The organism is Delftia sp. K82, assembly GCF_002193035.1.
Lineage (GTDB): Bacteria > Pseudomonadota > Gammaproteobacteria > Burkholderiales > Burkholderiaceae_C > Comamonas > Comamonas acidovorans.
The window spans coordinates 1,401,818-1,421,131 of the sequence record NZ_MYFL01000001.1; the positions used below are offsets into that span (position 1 = coordinate 1,401,818).

Annotated in this window: 17 protein-coding genes; 10 read left to right on the top strand and 7 right to left on the bottom strand. The window is 69.3% G+C overall.

Going from position 1 to position 19,314, the window contains the following annotated elements:
- Positions 1 to 32: 32 nt before the first annotated feature.
- Positions 33 to 1,379: an amino-acid N-acetyltransferase gene (gene argA / locus KDK82_RS06045; RefSeq protein WP_012206372.1), complete on the bottom strand. Its 1,347-nt coding sequence runs from the start codon at positions 1,377 to 1,379 to the stop codon at positions 33 to 35.
- A 283-nt stretch (positions 1,380 to 1,662) separates the two neighbouring features.
- On the opposite strand from argA, the gene KDK82_RS06050 reads away from it, so the two are divergent.
- Genes KDK82_RS06050 through KDK82_RS06065 form a run of 4 tightly spaced genes read left to right on the top strand, consistent with a single transcriptional unit; the run spans position 1,663 to position 6,523 of the window.
- Positions 1,663 to 3,114 (top strand): TolC family protein, encoded by a 1,452-nt coding sequence (locus KDK82_RS06050; RefSeq protein WP_088164259.1) that lies wholly within the window; start codon positions 1,663 to 1,665, stop codon positions 3,112 to 3,114.
- Positions 3,111 to 4,160, top strand: coding sequence for an HlyD family secretion protein (locus tag KDK82_RS06055; protein ID WP_016448246.1), 1,050 nt, complete (start codon positions 3,111 to 3,113; stop codon positions 4,158 to 4,160). Before KDK82_RS06050 ends, KDK82_RS06055 begins: the two co-directional genes overlap by 4 nt.
- Positions 4,161 to 4,173: 13 nt before the next feature.
- The gene (locus tag KDK82_RS06060) at positions 4,174 to 5,388 is read left to right on the top strand and encodes an ABC transporter permease (RefSeq protein WP_088164260.1); all 1,215 of its coding nucleotides are present in this window, start codon (positions 4,174 to 4,176) and stop codon (positions 5,386 to 5,388) included.
- A 1-nt stretch (position 5,389) separates the two neighbouring features.
- Positions 5,390 to 6,523, top strand: coding sequence for an ABC transporter permease (locus KDK82_RS06065; protein ID WP_088164261.1), 1,134 nt, complete (start codon positions 5,390 to 5,392; stop codon positions 6,521 to 6,523).
- A 12-nt stretch (positions 6,524 to 6,535) separates the two neighbouring features.
- Here the strand turns inward: KDK82_RS06065 and KDK82_RS06070 are convergent, their stop codons facing one another.
- Together KDK82_RS06070 and KDK82_RS06075 are read right to left on the bottom strand one after the other, a co-directional pair.
- Positions 6,536 to 7,741, bottom strand: a complete 1,206-nt coding sequence (locus KDK82_RS06070) for an MFS transporter (protein ID WP_088164262.1) — start codon at positions 7,739 to 7,741, stop codon at positions 6,536 to 6,538.
- Between the two features lie 51 nt (positions 7,742 to 7,792).
- Positions 7,793 to 8,791, bottom strand: a complete 999-nt coding sequence (locus tag KDK82_RS06075) for a LysR family transcriptional regulator (RefSeq protein ID WP_088164263.1) — start codon at positions 8,789 to 8,791, stop codon at positions 7,793 to 7,795.
- Positions 8,792 to 8,867: 76 nt separating this feature from the next.
- On the opposite strand from KDK82_RS06075, the gene KDK82_RS06080 reads away from it, so the two are divergent.
- Together KDK82_RS06080 and KDK82_RS06085 are read left to right on the top strand one after the other, a co-directional pair.
- A complete protein-coding gene (locus KDK82_RS06080; protein WP_179217856.1) occupies positions 8,868 to 9,752 on the top strand; it encodes an amidohydrolase family protein in 885 nt (294 codons plus the stop codon).
- A 26-nt stretch (positions 9,753 to 9,778) separates the two neighbouring features.
- Positions 9,779 to 10,774, top strand: a complete 996-nt coding sequence (locus KDK82_RS06085) for a tripartite tricarboxylate transporter substrate binding protein (RefSeq protein WP_088164265.1) — start codon at positions 9,779 to 9,781, stop codon at positions 10,772 to 10,774.
- Between the two features lie 15 nt (positions 10,775 to 10,789).
- On the opposite strand, the gene KDK82_RS06090 is transcribed toward KDK82_RS06085, so the two are convergent.
- Positions 10,790 to 12,421, bottom strand: a complete 1,632-nt coding sequence (locus KDK82_RS06090; RefSeq protein ID WP_088164266.1) for a gamma-glutamyltransferase family protein — start codon at positions 12,419 to 12,421, stop codon at positions 10,790 to 10,792.
- A 13-nt stretch (positions 12,422 to 12,434) separates the two neighbouring features.
- Positions 12,435 to 13,424 carry a tripartite tricarboxylate transporter substrate binding protein gene (locus KDK82_RS06095; RefSeq protein WP_088164267.1) on the bottom strand — a complete coding sequence of 330 codons (990 nt, stop codon included), beginning with the start codon at positions 13,422 to 13,424 and terminating at the stop codon, positions 12,435 to 12,437.
- Between the two features lie 132 nt (positions 13,425 to 13,556).
- Between KDK82_RS06095 and KDK82_RS06100 the strand changes: the two genes are divergently transcribed.
- A complete protein-coding gene (locus KDK82_RS06100; RefSeq protein WP_088164268.1) occupies positions 13,557 to 14,441 on the top strand; it encodes a LysR family transcriptional regulator in 885 nt (294 codons plus the stop codon).
- Positions 14,442 to 14,477: 36 nt separating this feature from the next.
- Here the strand turns inward: KDK82_RS06100 and KDK82_RS06105 are convergent, their stop codons facing one another.
- Positions 14,478 to 14,861: a tautomerase family protein gene (locus tag KDK82_RS06105; protein WP_088164269.1), complete on the bottom strand. Its 384-nt coding sequence runs from the start codon at positions 14,859 to 14,861 to the stop codon at positions 14,478 to 14,480.
- A 115-nt stretch (positions 14,862 to 14,976) separates the two neighbouring features.
- Between KDK82_RS06105 and KDK82_RS06110 the strand changes: the two genes are divergently transcribed.
- From KDK82_RS06110 to KDK82_RS06120, 3 genes are all read left to right on the top strand, one after another.
- On the top strand, positions 14,977 to 15,834 hold the full coding sequence (locus tag KDK82_RS06110) for a LysR family transcriptional regulator (protein WP_088164270.1): 858 nt from the start codon (positions 14,977 to 14,979) through the stop codon (positions 15,832 to 15,834).
- A 411-nt stretch (positions 15,835 to 16,245) separates the two neighbouring features.
- Positions 16,246 to 17,100: an RNA ligase family protein gene (locus KDK82_RS06115; protein WP_088164271.1), complete on the top strand. Its 855-nt coding sequence runs from the start codon at positions 16,246 to 16,248 to the stop codon at positions 17,098 to 17,100.
- Positions 17,101 to 17,135: 35 nt separating this feature from the next.
- The gene (locus tag KDK82_RS06120) at positions 17,136 to 18,281 is read left to right on the top strand and encodes an AAA family ATPase (protein ID WP_088165437.1); all 1,146 of its coding nucleotides are present in this window, start codon (positions 17,136 to 17,138) and stop codon (positions 18,279 to 18,281) included.
- A 32-nt stretch (positions 18,282 to 18,313) separates the two neighbouring features.
- On the opposite strand, the gene KDK82_RS06125 is transcribed toward KDK82_RS06120, so the two are convergent.
- Positions 18,314 to 19,297, bottom strand: coding sequence for a tripartite tricarboxylate transporter substrate binding protein (locus tag KDK82_RS06125; RefSeq protein ID WP_034395452.1), 984 nt, complete (start codon positions 19,295 to 19,297; stop codon positions 18,314 to 18,316).
- Between the last annotated feature and the right edge of the window lie 17 nt (positions 19,298 to 19,314).

The following is a 19,314-nucleotide window of genomic DNA, read 5'->3' on the forward strand; positions in this document are numbered from 1 at the left end:
GTGAGGGGGAAGGCGCACAGCGCCTCAGGGGGTTACAACTTCTTGACCAGGACCTGACTTTTGCGGTCCCAGTTGTACTTGGCCTTGCGAGCCTCGGGCAGCCAGTCGGGGTCCACGGGCTGGAAGCCGCGCTTGATGAACCAGTGCATGGTGCGCGTGGTCAGCACGAACAGGCTGTCCAGGCCCTGGGCCTTGGCGCGCTGCTCTATGCGCTTGAGCAGCTTCTCGCCATCGCCCGTGCCCTGGCTCTTGGGCGAGACGGTGACGGCCGCCATCTCGGCCGTCCTGGCGCTGGGATAGGGGTAGAGCGCGGCGCAGCCGAAGATCACGCCATCGTGTTCGATGATGGTGTAGTGGGCGATGTCGCGCTCGATCTCGGTGCGGCTGCGCTTGACCAGGGTGCCGTCCTTCTCGAAGGGCTCGATCAGCTGGATGATGCCGGCCACGTCGTCGGGCGTGGCCTCGCGCAGTTCTTCCAGCTTCTCGTCGATGATCATGGTGCCGATGCCGTCGTGCACATAGATCTCCAGCAGCAGGGCGCCGTCGATCGCAAAGGGCAGGATGTGGCTGCGCTCCACGCCGTGCTCGCAGGCATGCACGCAGTGCTGCAGGTAAAAGCCCGTGTCCGTGGGCTGCTCGGGCGTGGGCAGCTCGGCCAGCATGCGGCGGGCCGTGGCCAGCGGCAGCTCGGTGTCGATGGGGTTGGTCTCGTCGGCCGGGCCCGTGGGGTCCATGCGGATGCCCGGCACCTCGGTCATGAAGATCAGCTTGTCGGCCTTCAGCTCGATGGCCACGCGCGTGGCCACCTCTTCCATGCTCAGATTGAAGGCCTCGCCGGTGGGCGAGAAGCCGAAGGGTGACATCAGCACCATGGCATCCATGTCCAGGGCGCTGCGGATGCCGCTCACATCGACCTTGCGCACCAGGCCCGAATGCTTGAAATCCACGCCGTCCACGATGCCCACGGGCCGCGCCGTGAGGAAGTTGCCCGAGATCACCCGCACCCGCGCGCCGGCCATGGGCGTATTGGGCAGGCCCTGGCTGAAGGCGGCCTCGATCTCGTAGCGCAGCTGGCCGGCTGCTTCCTGGGCGCAGTCCAGCGCCACGGAGTCGGTGATGCGCACGCCGCGCGAGTACTGGGCCTCGTGGCCCTTGGCGGCAAGCTGCTCGTTGACCTGGGGACGGAAGCCATGGACCAGCACGATCTTCACGCCCATGGCCTGGATCATGGCCAGGTCCTGGACGATGGAGCTGAGCTTGCCCGATGCGATGGCCTCGCCCGTCAGTCCCACCACAAAGGTCTGGTGTCGGAACTTGTGGATATAGGGAGCCACGGACCGGAACCAGGGGACGAAGGTGAAGTTGAAGACGGTGGACATGGTGGTCAGTCGTGGCATCGGGCCGATGCCGGGCAGAAAAAAAAGGCCTGCGGACAGGTCCGCCAGGACATGCTCGCGCAGGCAGGCGCCAGTGTAGCGGCATGGCGCGGCACCTGCGCACAGAAATGGGATGGAACGCCACGCAAATCGGCCCTGCTGCACAGTGCCGGGGGCACAAGGCACAGGACCTTGTCCGACGGGGGCCCGCCTGCAAGCCCGTGTAAGCTTCGCCACCATCGGTGAACCACGCAAGGCGCCCCCATTCATGCCATTGAGCGCTTCCATGTTTTTTCCGTTGCTTGCGCGGCCCGCGCGCCTTGTGCCGTGGCTGGCGGCGCTGGGCATGGTCGCAGGGGCAGCCCAGGCGGCAGGGGAGGCTCCGGCCTCCCAGGCTGCCGCCGCGATGAGCTTCGTGCAGGCCCGCCAGGCGCTGCTGCAGGGCTCCGACCAGCTGGCCGCCTCGGCCAAGGCCGTTGAAAGCGCGCGCCTCAGACGCCAGGGTACGCAGGGGCTGGGCGGGCCTTCCGTGGCCATCACGGGCCTGGGCTACCGCTACTCGGCCAATGCCGACATCGATCTCGATCCTGCGCGGCGCACCCTGGACGGCGTCCTCGGCCAGCTGCCGCCCTCGGTGGGGCCGGCCATTCCCTCGCTGCCGCAACTGCCCACCTCCTATGCCTTGCAGCGCAAGAGCACGAACGCCTCGGCCAGCCTGTCCCTGGTCTGGCCGCTGTACCTGGGCGGCCTGTCCGATGCGGTGCGCAGTGGCCTGGACGCTGCCACCGACGAAGCCCTGGCCGATGCCGCCACCAGCAGCCACGCCCTGCATTCGCTGCTGGTGCAGCGCTACTTCGGCGCCCAGCTGGCCGAGCGGGCCGCACGGCTGCGCGAGCGAGCGCTTGAAGGCGTGCGCGTGCATGACGCGGCGGCGCAAAGCATGCTCAAGGCCGGCGTGATCTCCCGGCTGGAGCGCCTGCAGGCCCGTGCCGCGCTGGCCGACGCCGAGCAGCAGGCGCGCAAATCGCGCGACGACGCAGACCTGGCCGCAGCGGCGCTGGCGCGCACGGTCAAGGCGCAGCGGCAGGTGCTGCCCAGCACGCCGCTGTTCGTCAGCAGCCGGCCCTTGCCGCCGCTGGACGGCTTCGTCGCCACGGCCCAGTCGCACCATCCGGGTCTGGACAAGGTGCAGGCCAAGAAGCGCCAGGCCGAGTCCCTGCACGACGCGCAGGAGGCGCTGCGCCGGCCGCAGCTGCTGGCTTTCGGTTCGCGCGAGGTCAATACCAGCGGCAAGCCCAACTGGGTGGCTGGCGTGGCCGTGCGCTGGACGCTGTGGGACAGCATCGACCGCGATGCGCTGGCCGCCTCCTCGCAGCGCAAGATCGAGCAGGCCGAGCTGACCCAAGCCCAGGCGCTCAGCGACATCGCGCTGCTGGTCGAAAAGAACTGGCTGGGCGTGGAGCAGGCACGCCGCCAGTACCAGGCCCAGCAGGCCCAGGAGGATCTTGCGCGCGAGCTGCTGCGGCTGCGCGAGGCCGGCCTGCGGGAAGGCACCAGCACCACGCTGGACCTGATCGATGCCAGCCTCAATCTCGCCAAGGTCCAGACCCAGCGTGCCGAACTGGCCAACCAGTATGTGCAGGCCCTGGCCGCACTGCTGGAGAGCACGGGCCAGAGCGAGGAATTCGACCGATTCATGGCCCAGGCCGACATACAGATCCCACCCGACGCACCATGAGCACAGCCACGCCCGACCATCCCCGCAGCGCCACCGAAGCACCCGGCCCCGCGCCCGTGCCGCCGGGGCGCAGGCGCCCCTGGCTGGCCCTGGCCATCGTGCTGGCCGTGCTGCTGCTCGTGGCCTGGGGCTTTTGGCGTGCGGCGCAGCCCGCCCCCCTGTATTTCCAGGGCCAGATGGAGGCACGCGAGACCGACATCGCGCCCAAAGTCACGGCGCGCATCGCCAAGGTGCGGGTCACCGAAGGCCAGAAGATCCAGCCCGGCGATCTGCTGGTGGAGATGGATAGCCCCGAGGTGCGCGCCAAGCTGGCCCAGGCCGAGGCCGCGCGCGATGCCGCCCAGGCCCAGGCCGACAAGGCGCAGGCCGGCGCACGCCCTCAGGAAGTGCAGATGGCGCGCCTGAACTGGCAGCGCGCCCAGACGGCCGCCGACCTGGCCCAGACCTCGCTGCGCCGCGTGCAAAGCCTCTTCGACCAGGGACTGGTTGCGGCCCAGAAACGCGATGAAGCCGATGCCAACTGGCGCGCCTCGCGCGACCAGGCGCTGGCCGCGCGTGCGCAGTATGAAATGGCGGCATCGGGCGCGCGCCAGGAGGATCGCAGCGCTGCCCAGGCCCAGGCACGCCAGGTGCAGGGCGTGGTCGCCGAGGTGGAGGCCGCGCGTGCCGAGACCGAGCTGCGCAGCCCCGTGGGCGGCGAGGTGGTCCAGGTGCTGGCCCGCCAGGGCGAGCTGTCCCCGCAGGGCGTGGCCGTGGTCACCGTGGTGGATCTGGCCGACCAGTGGGTGGTGCTCAATGTGCGCGAGGACCAGCTTGCACGCTTTGCCCAGGGCAGCCGCTTCACCGGCCGCCTGCCGGGCCTGGACAACCGCGAGGCCGGCTTCGAGGTCTACTACCTGGGTGTGCTGCCCGACTTCGCCACCTGGCGCGCCACGCGCGCCGGCCAGGGCTTCGATGCGCGCACCTTCGAGGTCCGCGCGCGGCCGCAGCAGCCCATTGCAGGCGCGCGGCCCGGCATGAGCGTGGTCGTGGAAGGCGGCCGTTGAGCGGCCGGCGGCAGTGAGCGCGAACCCGCCCACGGCCTTTGCCGCCAGCCTGCGGCGCGAATGGCGGCTGCTGCGCGGGCGGCCCTGGGACCTGGCCATGGTCAGCTGGGTGCCGCTGCTGGCGCTGCTGCTCATGGTCTGGATCTTCTCGGCAGGACTGGTCCAGCGCCTGCCCGTCGCCGTCTGGGACCAGGACCACAGCGCCCTGTCGCGCCAGCTGGTGCGCATGCTGGGCGCCACGCCGGGCCTGGCCGTGCAGTCGCAGGCGCTCAATGCCTCGGAGGCGCAATGGGCGCTGCAGTCCATGAATGCCTACGCCGTGGTGCAGATCCCGCCCGGCTTTGCGCGCGACATCAAGCGGGGCCAGGGGGCCGACGTGGTGCTCATGCACAACGCCCAGCTGGCCACGCACTCCAGCCTGATCCAGCGCGACCTGCGCCAGGTGGTGGGAACGCTGTCGGCCGGCGTGGAAATGCAGGCCCGTGCCAAGCGCGGCGACCCGGCCCAGGCGCTGCGCGTGCGCATGGAGCCCATACGCACCAACCTGGTGTCGCTGTTCAACATCTCCACCAATTACGAGCAGTTCCTGGCGGCGGCGCTGATTCCCGCGCTGCTGCACATCCTGGGCATGACGGCCGGCGCCTGGTCCGTGGGGCGCGAGCTGCGCGACCGCACGCTGGGCCAGTGGATGGCCGAGGCTGCGGGCCCGGGAAAGCCCGGCTGGAGCGCCATTGCGGGCGCCTTGGCGGGCAAGCTGGCGCTGTCCTGGGCCAGCCTGGGCCTGGGCGGTACGCTGGCCATGCTGTGGCTCACGGCCGGACGGGGCTGGCATCCGGGGCAGGGCGCTGCCAGCCTGGCCTGGGTGGCGCTGGCCCTGCTGCTGCTGATCGCCGTGAGCCTGGCGGCGGGGGCGCTGCTGGCGGCGCTCACGCTGTCGCTGCGCACGGCGCTGTCGGGCGCAGGCCTGCTGTCGGCGCCGGCCTTTGCGTTCAGCGGCGTGGGCTTTCCGCTGCTGGCCATGCCCGATTCGGCACGTGCCTGGGCCCTGTCCATGCCCTATACCCACTATGCGCGGCTGCAGATAGAGCAGCTGCAGATGGGCGCGCCCATCGTGCAGAGCCTGCCCGTGGTGGCCGGGCTATTGCTGGCCGCGCTGGTGTTGCTGCTGCTGGCCGCGGCAGGCCTGGCGCGCGGCCTTTCCCGCCCCGACAAATGGGGAGGGCGCTGAGATGGCCAGGGGCTTTGCGCAAGACTTCATCAGCGCCCTGCGTGCCGTGTTCGGCGACGTGGGCGTGCTCATGCTGCTGGTGGGCGCGCCCGTGCTCTACGGCTTCTTCTATCCCTGGTTCTATGGGCAGGAGGTCGTGCAGCGCGTGCCCGTGGCCGTGGTGCAGCACGACGGCAGCGGCCTGGCACGCCAGATGCTGCGCTTTGCCCAGGCCAGCCCGCGCATCGAGGTGACCCTGGTCACGGGCGACGAGGCCCAGGCGCAGCAGGCCCTGCTGGATGGCCGCGTCATGGGCTACGCGCTGCTGCCGCGCGACCTCAAGCGCCGCGTGGTGCGCAGCGAAGAGGCCGTGGTCCCCGTCTATGCCAACGGTGCCTACCCGCTGGCCGCCAAGCAGGTGCAGTACGGCTTTGCCGAAGCCTTCGGCACGGTCTCGGCCGGGGTGGAGCTGCGGCGCCTGACGGCCGGCGGACAGAGCGCACTGCAGGCCCAGGCCAGCCGCTCGCCCGTCAACCTGCAGATGCAGGCTTTGTTCAATCCGACGGAAGGCTACGGCAGCTTCGTCGTCGCCGCCGTGGCCATCATCATCCTGCAGCAGACACTGCTCATGGGCGGCGCGCTGCTGGTGGGAACCTGGCGCGAGCAGGGATTGGACAGGGCGCCGGCACGCACCTGGCTGGCGCGGCTGCTGGCGCTGTGCACGCTGGGCTGGCTCTCGGGCCTGTACTACTTCGGCTGGATCTTCGTCTGGCACGACTATCCGCGCGGCGGCAATCCCTGGGGTGCGCTGGCGCTGCTGGCCGTCTTCGTCCCGGCCGTGGCGGGAACGGCGGCGCTGCTGGGCTGGTGGCTGGCCAACCGCGAGCGCGCCATGCAGGTGGTGCTGTTCACCTCCATCCCGCTGGCCTTCGTCGGCGGCTTCAGCTGGCCGGCCGAGGCCCTGCCGCAACTGCTGCAGGCGCTGCGCTGGCTGTCGCCCAGCACGGCCGCCATCCAGGCCTCGCTGCGACTGAACCAGGCCGGCGCGCCGCTGGAGGCGGCGCTATGGCATCTGTCCGTGCTGCTGGCCCTGGCGCTGCTGGGCTGGGTGGCCGTGCTCTGGCTGGGAAGCCGCCGTGCGGACCCTGGCGATTGACCGGTCGGGGCTTCAGGCCGGCGCGCCCGCGCCGCGACCCCGTCCCTGCACGGCCAGCATCAGCAGCACCACGCCCACGATGGGCAGCAGCCAGGTGTTGATGCCGTCCCAGCCGGCCGTGTGCAGCAGCTGGCCCGAGCCGAACGAGGCCACGGCCACGGTGCCGAAGACCAGGAAGTCATTGAGGGCCTGCACCTTGGCGCGCTCGGCAGGGCGGTAGCACTCGGTCACCATGGCCGTGGCGCCGATGAAGCCGAAGTTCCAGCCCACGCCCAGCAGCACCAGGGAGCCCCAGAAGTGCAGCAGCTCCAGCCCCATCAACGCCATCAGGGCAGAGGCGGCGATCATCACCAGCCCCAGCGCCGTGATGCGGCGCTTGCCGAAGCGCGCGATCAGCCGGCCCGTGAAGAAGCTGGGCGCGAACATGGCCAGCACATGCCACTGGATGCCCAGCGCCGCCTCGCCCACCGTGTGGCCGCAGCCCACCATGGCCATGGGCGCGGCCGTCATCAGAAAGGCCATGAGACCGTAGCTGACCACGCCGGCCGAAGCCGCCACGATGAACTGCGGCGTGCGCGCAATCTCGGCCAGCGACCGGGCCTCGCCCGCCACGGCGCGGGCCTGGGGCGGCGGCAGCTTCAGGCCCAGCAGCAGCGGCAGGGCCAGCAGGGCGAGCACGGCCTGGCTGTAGAAGCTGCCTGCGAACGGTGTCATGGGCAGGGCGTCGCGCGTCCAGATCACCACCTGCGGGCCGATGATGGCCGCGATCAGCCCGCCGATCATCACGCGCGAGATGGCGCGCGCCTGCTCGGCGGGGTCGGTCATGGCGTCGGTGGCCGCAAAGCGGTAGCTCTGCACGCAGGCCGCGTAAAAGCCCGCCAGCGCCGTGCCGATGCAAAAGGTCACGAAATCGGAGTGCGCAATGCCCTGGGCGGCGATCACGCCCGAGACCACGCCCAGGATGGCACCCAGCACATAGGCCGTGCGCCGCCCCATGCGCTGCATCAGCCAGGCTGCGGGCAGCGTGGACAGCGCCAGGCCCAGCTGGTAGATGCTGACCGGCAGCGTGGTGGCCGTGGGATTGGTGGACAGCTGCTGGCCGACCAGGCCGCCCAGCGAAATGATGATGGGCGGCGACGCGCCCCCCAGCGATTGCGCGGCCACGAGCAGGCCGAGGTTGCGGCGCTGCAGCGCTGGAGTGTGTTGTTCTGGTGTCATGGCTTGTGCGGCGGAAAGACCGCATCTTCACCGAAAAGCATGAGGGCTGGGTTAAGCGTTGTTCCGTGTGCCCGCCCTGTCCAGGCGCTGCTGGAGCAGGGATTTGCTGTACGCCTCCTGGAAGATCTGGTGGATCAGCTCCCTGAACCATTTGTGCCCCGCGTCATGGTCGTTGCGCGGATGCCAGACGGCGTCGATGGACAGGGCCAGCTCGGGCAGGGGCATGGGGCGCGCCACGCAGTTGGAGCCGGACAGCACGCTGTGCATCCAGTGCGCGGGCATGGCGGCCATCAGGTCGGTGGATTCGATGACGGGCACCATGCCCAGCCAGGTGGGCACCTGGAACATCACGCGCCGCGCCAGCCCGCGCTCGGCCAGGAGCTCGTCCACGATGCTGCTGCCCACGCCCGTGACCTTCAGGTGGCCCTGCTCCAGGTATTTCTCCAGCGTGAGCGGGGAGGCGGCGGCCGGATGGTCCTTGCGCATCAGCACCATCCACTGGTCGTCCAGCAGGCGGCGTGACGCCGACAGCACCGAGCGACCGCGCGAGACGGAAAGGCGGATTTCCACGCCTTCGTACTCGACGCGGTCCGAGGGCTGGCGGCCGTCGAAGGACTGCACCGACAGGCTGATGCCCGGCGCCACCGCACGCAGATGTATGCACAGCTGCGGGAGCAGCAGCACGCCCACGTAGTCGGACAGGCGCAGGTGGAAATTGCGCCGCGCCGTGGCCGGATCGAAGCCCTTGCTGACCTCGATGGCGCTTTCGATCTCGCTGAAGGCCTTGCGGAAGCTGCGCGCCAGGCGCACGGCCTCGGGCGTGGGCGACATGCCTTCTGCCGTGCGCAGCAGCAGCGGGTCGTTGAACTGGGTGCGCAGCCGGCGCAGCGCGTGGCTGACGGCCGAGGAGGTGATGCCCAGCCGCGCGGCGGCCTTGCCCACGCTGCGTTCCTCCACCAGGGCCTCGAAGATCACCAGCAGGTTGAGGTCGATGCTGCGCAGGTTGACCGGAGCCCGGGGCGCGCCGTCTGCATGTTGAATGCTGTTCATTTTGATGATGACAAAGATGAGCTTGACTGAATTTTACGTGCGTCACGACAATGCACCAGCTTTGAAATGAATGCCCATGAATTCACCCAGTTTCAACCGCTGTGCCGGTGATTGCGACGCAGCAGAAAATCCAGCGGAACAATATCTGTTTCCAGAAAATTCCTGCGATACCCATTTCCATGTATTTGGTCGTTCCGATGATTTTCCGTTGATTGCGGAACGCGCCTATACGCCGGCTGTCGCGTCCATGGACGATTATTGGAAGGCCTTTCGCCCATTGGGCGTGGACCGCTGCGTTCTGGTCCAGCCCAGCGTGTATGGCCGCGATCACGGCCTTCTCAAGCAGACGCTGCGCCATGCCGAATCGGGCCGCATGCGTGGCGTGGCCGTGATCTACGAGGACACGCCGGATACGGAGATCGAAGCGCTGCACGCCCTGGGCGTGCGGGGCGCGCGGTGCAATGCGCTGTTTTCGGGCGGAGTCTCCGTCTCCAGCCTGCAGGCCGTGGCCGACCGTATCCGGGGCCTGGGCTGGCATGTGCAATTGCTGGTGAACGTGGATGAAGACCCTGGCCTGGCGCAGCGCGTGGCCGACATGGGTGTGGCCGTGGTGGTGGATCACTTCGGCCACCCGTCGCGCCAGTTGGGCGCCGGCGGGCCGGGCAGCCGCAACCTGCAGGCGCTGATGAAGGAAGGCCGGGCCTGGGTGAAGTTCTCGGGCGCCTACCGGATATCGGCAACGGCATCGGCCGTGGACCCGGCCGTGATTCCCATTGCACATGCCCTGGTGCAGGCCAATCCGCACCGGATCGTATGGGGGTCGGACTGGCCGCATCCCGGAATAAAGGCCCGTTCGAATTCCGCTGGCGAATTGGCGCAGGCATTGGTGGATTGGGTTCCAGAGGAATACAGGCATACGGTATTGGTCGATAACCCCGTGCGCCTGTATTGGGGTCATTGATTTTCAAATAGCAGGAGACAGAGAAAATGAATCGAATCACATCGGGCCGCAGAGGCTTTATCCGCACGGCGGTATCTTTCGCGGCGCTGGCTGCGGCATCGGCTGCATCTGCAGTGCAGGCGCGCGCATTTCCGGCCAAGCCGCTCACGCTGGTCGTGCCCTTTGCGCCGGGCGGCAACGTGGACATCGTGGCCCGCACGCTGGGCATACCGCTGGCCCGGCATGCGGGGCAGTCCGTGATCGTGGACAACCGTGCGGGCGGCGGTGGTGCCGTGGGTTCGGGCTGGGTGGCGCGCGCCGAGCCGGACGGGCATACGCTGCTGGTGGCCACGCCGGGCCAGTTGGGCACCTTGCCCGAGATGATCAAGCTGCCCTACCGCGCCGACAGCTTTGCGCCCATTGCCGTGGTCAGCCGCACGCCCGTGGTCGTGGTGGTGCGCGCCAACGACGCGCGCTTCAAGACCGCTGCCGATTTCATCAAGGCGATGAAGGCCAGGGATGGCTGCGTGACCGTGGGCCATGCCGGCCCGGGCTCGCCCAATCACCTGGCCGTGCTGCAGCTGGAAGATGCCGTGAAGGTGCGCGTCAATCCCGTGCCCTACAAGGGATCGGGGCCGGCCCTGGTCGATTTGATCGGCGGGCAGATCGACGCCGTGGTGGACCAGATCACCAGCTCCACGCCGCATATCAAGAGCGGCGCCCTGCGCGCGCTGTTCGTGCTGGGGCCGCGCGCCGGGGGCGGGCTGGCCGATGTGCCCGACCTGGCCCAGCTGGGCCTGCCGGTGTTCGATGCCACCACCTTCGTGGGCGTGTTCGCGCCCAAGGGTGCGCCCACGGCCAGCGTGGACAGCCTGTATGGCTGGATCTCCCAGTCTGTGGCCGACCCGGAGTTCAGCCGCCTGATCCGCGAGCTGGGCAGCGAGCCCTTCCCGGCCAGCGCGGCCGTGCTGCAGCGCCTGGTCAGCGAAGAGGCCGCGCTGGCGGCGCGGCTGACCCGGCAGGGGCGTCTGCGCGCGGAGTAGCCGCCGCGCGCACTTCTAGTACCCGGCCGCCAGCCCGTCGCGGCGCGGGTCGCTGGCGATCTGGTAGCCCTCCACGGCGGGATCGCCCATGCGCCAGATGAACTGGCCGGCGCCGAAGTCCTGGTAGGGGTCGTGGATGACCTCCACCTGGTGGCCCAGCGCCTGCAGGCCGGCAATGGTGGCCGGGTCCATGCCGCCTTCCACGTTGATGGCCAGGCCTTCGTTGACGCGCCAGCGCGGCGCATCGCAGGCCGCCTGGGGCGACTGGCGGTAGTCCAGCATGCGCACCACAGTCTGCATGTGGCCCTGGGGCTGCATGTTGCCGCCCATGACGCCGAAGCTCATCACGGGCTGGCCGTCGCGGGTCAGGAAGGCCGGAATGATGGTGTGGAAGGGGCGCTTGCCCGGGCCCACCAGGTTGGCGCGGTTGGGGTGCTGGGGGTCGGTGCCGAAGCCGTGGCCGCGGTTTTGCAGGCTGATGCCGAAGGTCGGCTCCACCACGCCCGAGCCAAAGCCCGAGAAGTTGCTCTGGATGAAGCTGACCATCATGCCGTTCTCGTCGGCTGCCGTCAGGTAGATGGTGCCGCCGCGCACGGGGTTGCCGGCCTTGAAGTCCTGGGCACGGCGCGGATCGATCAGCCTGGCGCGCGAGGCCAGGTAGGCGTCGTCGAGCATCTGTGCGGGCGTCACCTCCATGTCCGCGTCGGCCACGTAGCGGTAGATGTCGGCAAAGGCCAGCTTCATGGCCTCGATCTGCAGATGCTGGGAGGCCACGCCATCCACGGGCAGGCTGGCCAGGTCGAAGTTGGACAGAATGCCCAGCGCAATCTGCGCGGCAATGCCTTGCCCGCCCGGCGGGATCTCGTGCAGCGTGTGGCCGCGGTAGTCCTTGGCCAGCGGCTGCACCCATTGCACCTCGTGCGCGGCCATGTCGGCCATGCCCAGGCAGCCGCCGTGCTGCTGCACGAACGAGGTCACGGCCCGGGCAATCTCGCCTTCATAAAAGGCCTTGCCGCGCGTGGCACCAATGGCGCGCAGGGCGCGCGCTGCGGCGGGAAAGCGGAACAGCTCGCCCACTTCCGGCGCGCGGCCCCGGGGCAGGAAGCTTTCCCTGAACCCCGGCTGCGATTGCAGCTCGGGCGCGCCTGCGGCCCATTTCTGCTGGACCACGGGCGGCACCAGGTAGCCGCGCTCGGCGATCTCGGCGGCCGGCTCCATCAGCGCGTCAAAGGGCAGCTTGCCGAAGCGCTCGTGCAGGGCCACCCAGGCGCTGACGGCGCCCGGCACGGTGATGGAGTCCACGCCCCGGCGCGGCGGCTTGTCCTGGCGGCCATAGCGCTGGTGGAAGTACTCGGGCGCCCAGCCCTGCGGTGCGCGGCCGCTGGCGTTGAGCCCGTGCAGCTCCTTGCCATCCCAGAGGATGCAGAAGGCGTCCGAGCCCAGGCCGTTGCTCACCGGCTCGACGATGGTCATGGCCGCCGCCGCCGCAATGGCCGCGTCCACCGCGTTGCCGCCTGCCCACAGCATGCGCAGGCCGGCCTGCGCCGCCAGCGGGTGGGAGGTGGACACGGCATTGCGCGCGAACACGGGCACCCGCCTGGAGTCGTAGGGGTTGCCGGGAGTGAAGGGAGAGGAAGAGGCGTGCATGAAAGAACCTGCCTCAGTCGGCGGTGATGCCCATGGTCTTCACGTCACGGCTCCAGCGCGTCAGCTCGCGGTCGATCTGCTGCTTGAAGGACTTGGGGTCGCTGGTCTCGGGGTCCAGGCCCTGGGCCTCGAACTGGGCCTGCACTTCGGGGCGCTCCATGATCTTGCGCACTTCCTGGGCCAGCCGCTCGACGATGGCCGGGTCCGTGCCGCCCGTGGTGAACAGGCCGTACCAGGACGTGAAGGCATAGCCGGGCAGGCCGGCCTCGGCGATGGTGGGCACGTTGGGCAGGTTCTTGACGCGCTGCTTCGTGGTCACGGCCAGGATGCGGGTCTGGCCGGTCTTGGCCGAGGTGATGGCGGGCGGAATGCCCGAGAAGATGGCCTGCACCTGGCCGCCCGATACATCGGTGATGGCCGGGCCGTTGCCGCGGTAGGGCACGTGCACCAGGTTCACGCCGGCCTGCTGGGCAAACAGCGCGCCGGCCAGGTGCAGGGTGGAGCCGTTGCCCGACGATGCGTAGTTGATGCTGCCCGGCGCCTTGCGCGCGGCCTCGATCATTTCCTGCACCGTCTTGTAGGGCAGGGCGGCGTTCACCAGCAGCGCGTTGCCGGACTCGGCCACCAGGGTGATGGGCTCCAGGTCCTTGCGCGGGTCGAACGACAGCTTCTTGGCCAGCACGGGCGCCACGGTGTTGCTGCCGATGGAGCCCAGCAGCAGCGTGTAGCCGTTCTTGGGCGCCTTGGCCACCACTTCGCTGGCAATCAGGCCGCCCGCGCCGCCGCGGTTCTCCACCACCACGCTCTGGCCCAGGCGCTGCTGCAGTTCCTTGGCCAGGATGCGGGCCACGATGTCGTTGGCGCCGCCGGCGGCAAAGCCCACCATGATCTTCAGCGGCTGCGAGGGCCAGGCATCGGCGGCGGGCGCGGCCCAGCCGGGCGTGGCGCAGGTCAACAGGGCGGCGCAGCAGACGAGCAGGCGGCGGGACACGGGTGCAGGCATGGAGATCTCCAGAAATCCGGGAAGTGGGAGGGTGCGATCAGGACGATCGGCTATCGGTTGCCAGCGATTTTGATGATAGAAACTGTTTGGTGAAAGCTGGAATTTCTTACGAATCTTGAAAGCAGAACTTTTATGCCAAGCCTGCGCATTCTTCGCACTTTTCTGGCCGTGGCGGCCGAGGGCTCCTTCACCGCCGCCGGACAGCGCGTGGCGCTGACCCAGGTGGCCGTGGGGCTGCAGATGCGCACGCTGGAAAACGACCTCAAGCGCAAGCTGTTCGCGCGCCAGGGCAAGCTGGTCACGCTCAACGAGCAGGGCCGGGCGCTGGTGCCCATTGCCACCCAGCTGGTGGCGCTGTACGAGCAGGCCAAGCACGGCACGCGGGCCGATGCACCGCTGGCCGGCACCGTGCAGTTCGGCTCCATCGTCTCGGCGCTGAGCCAGCTGGTGCGCGCCACGCTGGAGCTCAAGCGCCACCATCCGGCGGTGGACCTGCATGTGGTCTCGGGCAAGTCCAACCGGCTGATCGCCCAGGTGGAGAACCATGAGCTGGATGCGGCCGTGGTGGTCTACAACCCGGCCATCAAGCGCCCCTCGCTGGTCTGGACGCCGCTGTATGCCGAGCCCATGGTGCTGCTGGCGCCGCGCGCCGCCCGGCCCGCGGCGCCCGCCGACATGGTGGAGCGCTATCCCTTCATCCGCTTCGACCGCACCGAGCACACGGGCGAGCTGGTGGAGCGCACGCTGCGCCGCCTGCGCGCCAAGCCCCAGGAGTTCCTGGAGCTCAACTCCATCGAGACCATCGTGGAGCTGGTGCGCGACGGCATGGGCGTGGCCATGCTGCCCAATCTGGCGCGGCATGGCTGGGAGGGCGACCCGCGCCTGCGCGTGCTGCCCCTTGCCCAGACTGCCGAGAGCCGCCAGATCGCCCTGGTGCAGCTGCGCACGGCGGCGCGCGCCGAGATCATCACCGCCGTGGGCCAGCAATTCGTGGCGGCGCTGGCGGTGCCGGCCTGAGCGCGCCGCTGTGGGTGTTGCGCCGATCCGCGTGTCTTAAGCTGCGTATTGCGCGAGCCCATGGCCCATGGACCAGTTCTCCTTGTCCACCTCGACCAGGTTGACGAACACGTCCTCGGGCCGCAGGCCGGGGCTTTCGACCAGCAGCTCGGCGATGCGGCGGAACAGCGCCTTCTTCTGCTCCAGGCTGCGGGTGTTGCTGACCGTGAGCTGCACCAGCACCAGATCGTCGCTGCGCGCCACGCCCAGGTAGGAGGCGCCATAGCGGAAGTTGTCGCCGTCATGCTCGGTGATGGTCATGAACTGGTCGTCCTCCGGCACGTTGAAGGTCTCGCGCATGGCGCGGTAGAGGCTGTCGCAGATGGCCTGGCGGTAGGCGGGGGACTTGCCGGCGCGCATGTTGATCCGGGTCATGGGCATGGTGTGGCTCCGTTGCGTTGAATTGCGTTGCTTTGCGTTGTGGGAGCCTCGAAGGTAGGCCGTGCCAGCTATTTTGAAAAGCCATGATTGCTGATATCAGTAATAATGGATTGAAATGATTCAACGACCCCTCGACCTGGATGCCGTGCAGAGCTTCGTGCACATCGCGGACCTGGGCAGCTTCACGCGCGCGGCCGAAGCCATGCAGACCACGCAGGCCGCCGTCAGCCTCAAGCTCAAGCGGCTGGAGCAGCGGCTGGGCTGCAGGCTGGTCGAGCGCACGCCGCGCCACGTGCAGCTGTCGGCGCTGGGTGCCGACTTCCTGCCCCATGCGCGCGAACTGCTGCAGGCCCATGAGCGCGCACTGGCGCTGGCCGTCAGCACGCGCCAGCGGCTGACCATCGGCATCAGCGACCACGTGGCCGGGCCTGAGCTGCCGGCCCTGATCGCCCGCATGAATGCGCAGGACCCGCAGCTGCTGATCGACATCCGCATCGCATCGTCCGGCCCGCTGCTGCAGGGGTTTGACCGGCGCGAGTACGACACGGTGATCGTTCGCACGCATGCCGGGCGTGACGACGGCGAGCTGCTGGCCGAGGAGCCCTTCGGCTGGTTTGCCGCGCCCGGCTGGCAGCACCGCGCGGGCGAGCCCCTGCCGCTGGCCACGCTGGCCGAGCCCTGCGGCGTGCGCGCCATGGCCGGGCAACTGCTGGATACGGCGCGCATGCCGTGGACCGAGGTGTTCGTGGGCGGCGGCGTGGCCGCTGTCTCGGCCGCCGTCATGGCGGGGCTGGGCGTGGCCGCGCTGGCGCCGCGCATGCTGGCCCTGGGCGCCGTGGACGTGGGCCCGCGCCTGGGCCTGCCCACGCTGCCGCGCCTGCCCGTGCTGCTGCACACCCGCGTGCGCGAAGGCCGGCCGCGCGCGGCGCTGGATGCGCTGGGCGCCGCCTTCAAGTCCGCCGTGCGTGGCTAGCAGCCAACAATCGGCCCGGCATGGTGCGCAGCCGCTTGTGCCTGCGGGGCAACGGGCGATAGACTCGCACCCCTCCCATCCACCCTCACCCTTTCGAGGTGCACCATGCCCCGCCGCACAGCTTCCTGCTGAACGACTTCGTCACACGCTGATCCTGGCCTTGCCCCGGATGTCTTTTGCGTGTGCGCTGCGGTGCGTGGCCTTTTGAGGGCTTGCGGCTGACCGTCCGGTTTGCGGACGGTGCCGACAGTCCTGCCATCTTCCCCTTCGACAGCCTGCCGGCCCGGCCACCACGGGCCAGGTCGCGCTGTCGCTGCATCCCCTGCATTGCGGCGCCTGGCGTCGTCGTCGGCTTTTCCCGCTCCACGGCATGTCGCCGTGGGGTGCTGCATCGTTTTCGGAAAGCACGACATGACCCCATCCATTGCCCAAGGCGCTCACTTTCTTTCGAGCGTCGAGATCCTCAAATACCCCCGCACGCCGCACCTGCGCGGCTCGCGCCTGCAGTCCGGTGACCAGGACGACGCCGTGCCCTATGAGCGGCTGGCCGGCCAGCACATCGTCGTCGAGGAAAAACTCGACGGCGCCAACGCCGCGCTGAGCTTTGCCGGCGACGGCCAACTGCTGCTGCAGTCGCGCGGCCACTACCTGGACAGCGAGCGGCCCGGCGGGCGCGAACGCCAGTTCAACCTCTTCAAGCAATGGGCCCAGGCCCATGAGGGCGCGCTGCTGTCCCTGCTGGACGACCGCTACCAGGTGTTTGGCGAGTGGATGTATGCCAAGCACTCGCTGTTCTACGACGCGCTGCCGCACTGGTTCTGCGAGTTCGACATCTGGGACCGCTCGGCGCAGTGCTTCCTGGACACGCCGCGCCGCCATGCCCTGCTGGCCGGCGTGCCCGTGGTCTCGGTGCCCGTGCTCTACAGCGGGGTGGCGCCCCGGCGCATGCAGGACCTGCTGGCGCTGCTGGCCCCCTCGCTGGGCCGCAGCGCGCGCTGGCGCCAGGCCTTCGAGCAGGTGGTGGCCCGCCAGAAGCTGGACCTGCCGCTGTGCTGGCGGCAGACCGACGGCTCCGAGCTGGCCGAAGGCCTCTACCTCAAGGTGGAGGAGGGCGGCCAGACCGTGGCGCGCTACAAGTTCGTGCGGCCGGACTTCGTGCAGGTCATCCTCGACTCGGGCTCGCACCACAGCGAGCGGCCCATCGTCCCCAACGGGCTGCGCGAAGGCGCAGACATCTTTGCGGCCGATATTTCAAAAAGCTGGTGAGGCCTGCAGCGCAGGCCCATCGCAAGGAGATTTCCATGACGAACTGGAAACAGATCCAGTCCCTGGTGCCGCAGCCCGGCGCCGACCCCGACTTCGCGGCCTGCCTGGCCGCCTTCCCCCAGCTGGAGCAGGCCAAAACCACGCCGCAGGACCCCGTCTACCACGCCGAAGGCGATGTCTGGACGCATACGCAGATGGTGGTGCGCGAACTGCTGGCCGACCCCGGCCATGCGGCGCTCACCGCCACCGAGCGCGAGACGGTCTTCCTGGCCGCGCTGCTGCACGACGTGGCCAAGTGCTCGACCACCGTGGTGGGCGAGGACGGCCGCATCGGCCAGCCCGGCCACTCGCGCCGGGGTGCGCTGGATGCGCGGCTCATGCTCTGGGAGGCTGGCGCGCCCGTGGACCAGCGCGAAGCCATCTGCCGGCTGATCGCCGTGCACCAGGTGCCGTTCTTCGCCTTTGCCGACTCGCGCCGCGGCCTCTCGCCCGAGTTCATCGTGCGCGAGCTGTCCTGGCAGACGGACCTGCACCTGCTCACGCTGCTGGCGCGCGCCGACATGCGCGGGCGCATCTGCCCGGACATTGCGTCCGTGCTGGTCAACATCGAGCTGGTGCGCGAGTTCGCGCTGGAAGAGGGCTGCCTGCGCACGCCACGCCGCTTTGCCTCGGCCGAGACGGCGGTGCGCTACTTCCGCGGCGCGCAGCTGCATCCCGACTATGCGCTGCACGAGCAGGCCGGCTCGCGCGCCATCGTCATGTGCGGCCTGCCGGCCAGCGGCAAGAACACCTGGGTGGCCGTCCACCATGGCGACCTGCCCGTGGTCTCCTTCGACGATGCGCGTACGGAGCTGGGCCTGCGCCACGGCCAGAACGAGGGCGCGGCCGCCCACCACGCCGTGGACAAGGCCAAGGCCCTGCTGCGCGCGGGCCGGCCCTTCGTCTGGAACGCCACCCACCTGTCGCGCCAGATGCGCGGCAAGACCGTGGACCTGTGCCTGGCCTACGGCGCCCGCGTGGAACTCGTGCACCTGGAAGCCAGCCGCCCGACCCTGCTGGCCCGCAACCGCGCGCGCGACACCACGCTGACCAACGCGGCCCTGCTCAGCCTGCTGCAGCGCTGGGATGTGCCTTTGCCTACCGAGGCGCATGCGCTGTCGTTGGTGGTCAATGAGGGGTAGGTCGAGGGTGGGGGGGAGGACACGCCTTTCGCTCAATCCCTTCGGATTCCGCGTTCCTTCACCAGCCGGCCCCACTTGGCGGCTTCGCTGTCGATGAAGGCGGCGAACTCTTGGCTGCTGCCGCCGCCGAACTCGTTGCCCTGGGAGACGATGCGTTCCCGGACTTCCGGGTGCTCCATGGCCTTGGCGAACGCCTTGTTGAGCCGGGCCACGATCTCGGGCGGCGTGCCTTTGGGTGCCACATAGCCCATCCAGTTGGAGACGGTGACCTGGGGGAAGCCGGATTCGGCGAAGGTGGGCACGTCAGGGAGCATGGCCAGACGCTGTGCCGAGGTCACACCCAGCGCGCGGATCTTGCGCGCCTGTATGGAGGGCGCGGCCGCACCGGTCTGCTCGAACATCAGGTCCACCTGTCCCGACAGCAGGGCGGTGGCGGCGGGACCACCGCCCTTGAAGGGCACGCCGACCATGTCCAGGCCTGCCGCCGCCTCGAAAAGCTCGGCCGAGAGATGGTGCGCGCCGCCCGGCCCTGCGTTGGCGATGTTCAGCTGCCCCGGCCTGTCCTTGGCGGCCGTCACCACATCGGCCACGCTGCGATAGGGCTTGTCGGCGGGCGTGACCAGCACCAGCGGGCTTTTCTCCAGCAGGATGATGGGGACAAAGGTCTTGGGATCGAAGTTGAGCCTGGGATAGATCCAGGGGTTGACGGCCAGCGGCCCGAAGCTGCCCATGGCGATGGTGTAGCCGTCGGCTGCGGCGCGGCCCACGAACTCCATTCCGATGTTGCCGCTGGCGCCGGGCTTGTTGTCCACGATCACGGGCTGGCCCAGTATCTGTGCCAGCTGCCTGGCCACGAGCCGTGTCTTGACGTCGGTGTTTCCGCCGGCCGCGAAGGGCACGACGATGGTGACGGCGCGGACCGGGTAGCCGTCGGGGGCGGTCTGGGACCGGGCCGTGGCGGAAGCCAGGACCAGGATGGCGGCGGCCGTGGCGGCCAGCGCGGGATGAAGCTGCATGTCGTCTCCTGTGGTTT

Excerpts from the sequence above, each read along its gene's own strand:
- argA (WP_012206372.1), bottom strand. The coding sequence starts at position 1,379 with ATGTCCACCGTCTTCAACTTCACCTTCGTCCCCTGGTTCCGGTCCGTG.
- KDK82_RS06050 (WP_088164259.1), top strand. The coding sequence starts at position 1,663 with ATGTTTTTTCCGTTGCTTGCGCGGCCCGCGCGCCTTGTGCCGTGGCTG.
- KDK82_RS06055 (WP_016448246.1), top strand. The coding sequence starts at position 3,111 with ATGAGCACAGCCACGCCCGACCATCCCCGCAGCGCCACCGAAGCACCC.
- KDK82_RS06065 (WP_088164261.1), top strand. The coding sequence starts at position 5,390 with ATGGCCAGGGGCTTTGCGCAAGACTTCATCAGCGCCCTGCGTGCCGTG.
- KDK82_RS06070 (WP_088164262.1), bottom strand. The coding sequence starts at position 7,741 with ATGACACCAGAACAACACACTCCAGCGCTGCAGCGCCGCAACCTCGGC.
- KDK82_RS06075 (WP_088164263.1), bottom strand. The coding sequence starts at position 8,791 with ATGAACAGCATTCAACATGCAGACGGCGCGCCCCGGGCTCCGGTCAAC.
- KDK82_RS06080 (WP_179217856.1), top strand. The coding sequence starts at position 8,868 with ATGAATTCACCCAGTTTCAACCGCTGTGCCGGTGATTGCGACGCAGCA.
- KDK82_RS06085 (WP_088164265.1), top strand. The coding sequence starts at position 9,779 with ATGAATCGAATCACATCGGGCCGCAGAGGCTTTATCCGCACGGCGGTA.
- KDK82_RS06090 (WP_088164266.1), bottom strand. The coding sequence starts at position 12,421 with ATGCACGCCTCTTCCTCTCCCTTCACTCCCGGCAACCCCTACGACTCC.
- KDK82_RS06095 (WP_088164267.1), bottom strand. The coding sequence starts at position 13,424 with ATGCCTGCACCCGTGTCCCGCCGCCTGCTCGTCTGCTGCGCCGCCCTG.
- KDK82_RS06100 (WP_088164268.1), top strand. The coding sequence starts at position 13,557 with ATGCCAAGCCTGCGCATTCTTCGCACTTTTCTGGCCGTGGCGGCCGAG.
- KDK82_RS06105 (WP_088164269.1), bottom strand. The coding sequence starts at position 14,861 with ATGCCCATGACCCGGATCAACATGCGCGCCGGCAAGTCCCCCGCCTAC.
- KDK82_RS06110 (WP_088164270.1), top strand. The coding sequence starts at position 14,977 with ATGATTCAACGACCCCTCGACCTGGATGCCGTGCAGAGCTTCGTGCAC.
- KDK82_RS06115 (WP_088164271.1), top strand. The coding sequence starts at position 16,246 with ATGACCCCATCCATTGCCCAAGGCGCTCACTTTCTTTCGAGCGTCGAG.
- KDK82_RS06120 (WP_088165437.1), top strand. The coding sequence starts at position 17,136 with ATGACGAACTGGAAACAGATCCAGTCCCTGGTGCCGCAGCCCGGCGCC.
- KDK82_RS06125 (WP_034395452.1), bottom strand. The coding sequence starts at position 19,297 with ATGCAGCTTCATCCCGCGCTGGCCGCCACGGCCGCCGCCATCCTGGTC.